Below are 4,767 nucleotides of genomic sequence, written 5' to 3'. Positions count from 1 at the left end.
GGCCGGTGCCGCCGGGCGGACGCCCGCCGCCCCGGCCCACATACCCGGGCGCGCCCGCCGAAGCGGTGCTGCGCACACCGACCGCCTTGGTGCCCACCGCGCCCAGGGCCGCCGCGCCCAGCAGCAGGCCGCCGGTCGCGCCCAGACCCGAACCGCCGGTGCCGATCATCGCCACGGTCGGGGCGACCAGGCGCATCAGCGCGGGCAGCACGAAGGCCACGCTGCACAGCAGCACGATCGCGACCAGCATGCGCTGCGCCTGCTCGGCGTCGGGCAGCCCGGCCGTCGAGGTCAGTTCGTCGGTGTTGCCCACGGCGATGAACGCGATCATGTAGACGATGGCGGCCACCGGTTTCCACAGCATGAACGCGATGATCCAGCTCAGCAGCTTCGGATAGGACTGCTTGCCCATCCCGGTGCCCGACGCCGCGGCCGCCAGCGGCAGCATGCCCGCGGCCACCACCAGCAGGCCCTGCCGCACGATGGCCAGCACGATCTGCGCGAGCGCGCCCAGCAGGCCGACCACCGCGATGATCAGCACCAGGCCGGGCGAGAACGCTTGCAGCTTGGCGGTTTTCACCATGAACTCGGCGATGTTCTTCGCGTTGCCGTCGGTAGCGTCCTGAATCACCCAGGCGGCGAACCGGTCCGAGGCCTGCGTACCGGCCACGATCACCGCGCCCAGCATCCAGGAACTGAACACCACCCGGGCGAACATTCTGAACGACTCACCCGCCTCGTTCAGCGCGGCGCCTCTGCGCGCCTCCGCCAATCTGGCGCCCGACAGGATCACCGACACTATGAGCAGCAGTATCTGAGCCTGATAGGTGTAGTCGTTGATCTTCTGGAACAGCTGACCACCGTCGCTGATCCGCTCGTTGGGCACCTTCATCCAGAAGGTCAGCGCCAGGATCAGCGCCTGCCCGAGCCCGTTCATCAGCGAGTCGACCACCTTGCCGAAGGTGGAGTCCCACGCCTTGTCGCGCACGGCGCCGGCCGCGTCGCCCGGATGCGTCGCGGCGTTACCCGCCTTGCACGCCGCCGACGCGGCGTCGCCGAGAGATACCCCGGGCAGGCCGAGACCGTCGAGATCGTCGTGGATCTCGTTGCAGGTCTGGTCGAACCCGTAGGTCTGTCCGTACGCCACCGTCGGTGTCGCGATCATGACGGTGAACACGACCGCGAGGATCGTGACGAGTCGCCTCACCATGTGGTCCACCCCTCGATGCTTCGCAGTGAATCGATCCGGACCAGTTGTTGCCCGTCCACAGCCGTCAACTTCCAATCGCCGTCGCGCCAGACGACCGCAAGACGCATGCCCACCCATGTCGGTTGGCCATCGATGACTTCTCTTGCCTTTCTCGCGATTTCGACAACCGCGTGGTCGGGATCCCAACTATCGATGCGGAACGCGTCCGAGGCGTATAACAACGGCGTCAGCTTCTCGGGCAGGCGATCGGACACCTTGCCCGCGGCGACCAGCCGATCGTATTCGGCCAGGTACTCCGGTGACACCGCCACCAGCCGCAGCAGCAGCTCGCGGTCGGTCGGATTGGCGTTGGTACGCCAGTAATGCTGTTCCGCGGCCAGCACCGCGCCCTGCGGCGTGCGGGCGTACCCCACCGCCGCCCGGCCCTCGACCCGGCTCGGGCCGTCGGAACCGGAGAACCGCACCACCGGGCCGGCGAAGATGCGCTGCCAGATCCCTTCGCCCTGCGCGGGATTCGGCGCGGCCGTCTGCCACTGCGGGTCGTCGGGCCGCCGCTGCGCGGCAGGATCCTGTGAAAGCGCCTGTCCCGCGGGGTCGTTCGGGAGATCGACGCGGCGGCCGAACATGTCGGCATCCGGTGCGCCGAAACCGGCCGGGGCCGGCGCGGCCACCGTGCTCGTGCTCACCACCGGACTCGGGCCGCTCCCCGACGCCGCGGCCGAGCCGTCGCGCCGCATCGTCACCACGGTCGCCGCCACCGCGAGCGTGACGGTCAGCACCGCCGCGAAACCCAGTAGGCGCAGCGAGATTCCGCCGTTCGGACCGCTCACCATGTCGTCCACCCCGCGATCGAGTCGATGTACTCGGTCGGTGAGCCCTTGGACTCGGTCGGCTTGAGCCGCCAGTCCCCCGCGTCCCAGACCAAGACCAGCCGCACCGCGGCCCACAGCTGCTTGCCGTCGTTCACCGGGCCGCGCGCGGCCAGCCGCACGATGGCCATGTCGTCGGCGTAGTTCTCGACCCGGAACGCGTCCGGGGCGACCAGATATCGGGTGATCCGCTCCGGCTGCTGCTTCGGCAGTTTTCCACCGTCCAGCGCTTTGTCGTAGGCGGCCAGTTGTTGATCCGTCGCCCGCACCTGCGTCGTGTACAGGGCACGGTCGGCGGGACGGGCATTGAGGCGGTAGGTGATCTGCGCCGCCGCCAAGGCCGCGCCCTGCGGGGTGTGCGAATAGCCGACGGCGAGGCCGTGCTCGTCGATCCGAGTGGGGCCGTCGCTGGTGGAGAAGGGGACCGTGGCGCCGAAGACGCGCTGCCAGCCGCGCGGGTCGGTGGTGCCGGTGGGCGCCGCGGTCAGCCAATCGTCGTCGGTGGGACTCTTCTCCTGGGACGGATCCTGCGAAAGCGGTTGTCCCGCAGGGTTGTTCGGGATGTCGACCCGGCGGCCGAACAGGTCGACCGTGGGTGCGGCGAACCCGGTCGCCCCGGTGCCCGCGGCGGGCGACGGGACCGAGTCGGCGGGCTTGTCGCCGCCCGAATCGTCCCGCCCGACATACATGAACACGCCGACGACCACGATCAATGCGAGTACCGCGGCGGAGGCGATGACGCCGAAGGACATGCCGCGGTCCTCCCCGGAATAGGCCCGGGTGGAGGTCTTGTCGCTCATGGCTCCCCCTCGCCGCCGTGTGGGAGCCGCCCGCGCTCGCTGCGCTCTCTCATGTCGGGGCCTCCAGGGTGACGATGTCGGTGGGTACGCGGTCGATGTCGTCGACCGGACGCGTGTCGGCGTCCGGATCGGGCAGTCGTAACCTCCAGTCCGCTCCGAACCATTCGACGATGGTGTGGTTCACCGCGCGTGAGCCGTCGGAGTATTCGGTGTAGACATCCACGTTCGAGCTGTCCTGGGTGTAAGCGGTGATGCGGTAGCCGAGCACCCGCGGCGCGTACTGTGCCGCCGCGGGCCCGGTGATCGACAGCCGGACGCGGTTCACCGCCCACTCGTCGCGGGCGGGGCCGGGCACGACCTGCCGCGCGACCACCGTCGGCCACTGGCTGTCGGTGGCGACCGCCAGACGCACGGAATGGGTGACGGCCGCGACGGCCGCGCCCGCCGGGGAGCGGTCGAAACCGGTTGCGGCGCCGTCACGATCGTCTCTGGGGCCCTGATCGGTCACCGGCAGGGCGACGCCCTGGTACGGCTGCCAGCGCACGCCGGTGGGCGGGCGCTGCGGATCCGGATGCGACGCGCCGGCGCCACTCCCGCCGCATCCGGCGGCCGCCAGCACGGCGGCGCCGAGCACGCCCGCGGCGGCTCGGCGGATGCGCACGGGGTGCGCGGGTGCGTCGATCTCGGCCGATGTCATGGGACCCCACCGTTCACGTCGGTAGTAGCGTCAGTGCGATCGCGCTCGCCGAACTCGCCACGACCGCGCCGATCAGGCTCATCACGATGCCGTGGGAGGCGTCGTTCACGGCCATGTCGTCGCGCATCGCCGACCACAGCCGCCCGGCCGAGATGATCATCCAGGCCAGGCAGAACAACAGCACGACCCACAGCAGCCAGTTGATCAGCTGCATGACGGGCTCGACCACGTCGGCCGGCATCTGTTTGTAGGCAAGCACGGTCGCGGCCGTCATCAGCTACCGATGACCGCGTTCATGATGGTTCCGGCGCTCGTCGCGATGATGCCGCCGATCATGGCGCCCGCCACCATCTTCGGCGACTCCAGGCCGCCACCCGTCCACTTCTCCCATGCGAATTTGCCTCCCGCGTAGGTGATTCCGAGGATCCCGGACAGCAGTACGAACCACGTGAAGTACCGCACCAATTTGAGCAATTTCTCCGAGGCCGGGGGCGCCTCGGGCGTCGGATTTCCGACCTGAGCGAGAACAACGCCGTACGTCTCGTGCACGGCCGCCAGGATGGTACTCATCGAGCGTCCTCTTCTTCTTCCAAGTGCGAACTGCTGGTTACTTTTTCGCGTATCAGATCGACGATGCTCGCGCCGAGCTCGTCGACGTCGTGCGGGACTTCCTGCAGCGGATCGAGCTTGCGCTTCTTCTGCTGCGGTGGTGGATCGGACGGCGACCACACCGGCAGCTGATCGGGCTCGACGAGCGTCCACTCCTCGTGCCACGGCACCTGCCACACCCGGCCGGCCAGGGAGCCGACCACATCGCGGTAGCGACGAATCTCCGCGGGCATCCGGCCCGGCCGCGCGGCTACGGTGATCAGGCCGAGCACCTCGCTCGGCCCGGCCAGCCCCGCGCGATGCTGGCGCAGCAGGTCGTGGGCGCGGGCCAGCCCGGCGATCGTCTCGCGGGCGACCAGCACGACGAAGGGCGATTCGCGTTCGAGCACGCCCGGCCAGCGCCGGTGGGAATCCGCCGCGGGGGCGAGCACGTGCGCGAGGGTGCTGGCGCCCGCGCCGCCGTGGACACCGAGCAACCACACCAGCGGGGCGCGCCCGGCGCCGGGCACGGGACGCTCCCACACGGGGGCGCGGCGGGACTCCGGCGGGGCGACGACGCCCGCCGCGCCGGCGGGGCTGTCC

General features: G+C 70.1%; 7 protein-coding genes. All 7 read right to left on the bottom strand.

The window, feature by feature from the left end; genetic code table 11:
- Positions 1-1,210, bottom strand: a 1,210-nt coding sequence (locus QH470_RS37670; RefSeq protein ID WP_280277180.1) for a hypothetical protein, incomplete at its 3' end; no start/stop codon positions are given.
- A complete protein-coding gene (locus tag QH470_RS37665; protein WP_280277179.1) occupies positions 1,204-2,043 on the bottom strand; it encodes a DUF8175 domain-containg protein in 840 nt (279 codons plus the stop codon). The genes QH470_RS37670 and QH470_RS37665, both read right to left, overlap by 7 nt.
- On the bottom strand, positions 2,037-2,879 hold the full coding sequence (locus QH470_RS37660; RefSeq protein WP_280277178.1) for a DUF8175 domain-containg protein: 843 nt from the start codon (positions 2,877-2,879) through the stop codon (positions 2,037-2,039). The genes QH470_RS37665 and QH470_RS37660 overlap by 7 nt, the downstream gene beginning before the upstream one ends.
- Positions 2,880-2,928: 49 nt before the next feature.
- Entirely contained in the window at positions 2,929-3,576 is a 648-nt protein-coding gene (locus tag QH470_RS37655) for a DUF8175 domain-containg protein (protein ID WP_280277177.1), read from the bottom strand.
- A 13-nt stretch (positions 3,577-3,589) separates the two neighbouring features.
- A complete protein-coding gene (locus tag QH470_RS37650) occupies positions 3,590-3,850 on the bottom strand; it encodes a hypothetical protein (protein WP_195095976.1) in 261 nt (86 codons plus the stop codon).
- Entirely contained in the window at positions 3,850-4,146 is a 297-nt protein-coding gene (locus QH470_RS37645; RefSeq protein ID WP_024805544.1) for a hypothetical protein, read from the bottom strand. Before QH470_RS37645 ends, QH470_RS37650 begins: the two co-directional genes overlap by 1 nt.
- Positions 4,143-4,767: hypothetical protein (locus tag QH470_RS37640; RefSeq protein WP_280277176.1), on the bottom strand; the 625-nt coding region annotated here is incomplete at its 5' end. The genes QH470_RS37645 and QH470_RS37640, both read right to left, overlap by 4 nt.

Source organism: Nocardia wallacei (assembly GCF_029868745.1).
GTDB classification, from domain to species: domain Bacteria; phylum Actinomycetota; class Actinomycetes; order Mycobacteriales; family Mycobacteriaceae; genus Nocardia; species Nocardia wallacei_B.
Note: the sequence above shows the minus strand (reverse complement) of the source record. Positions and strands in the feature narration are given on the sequence as shown.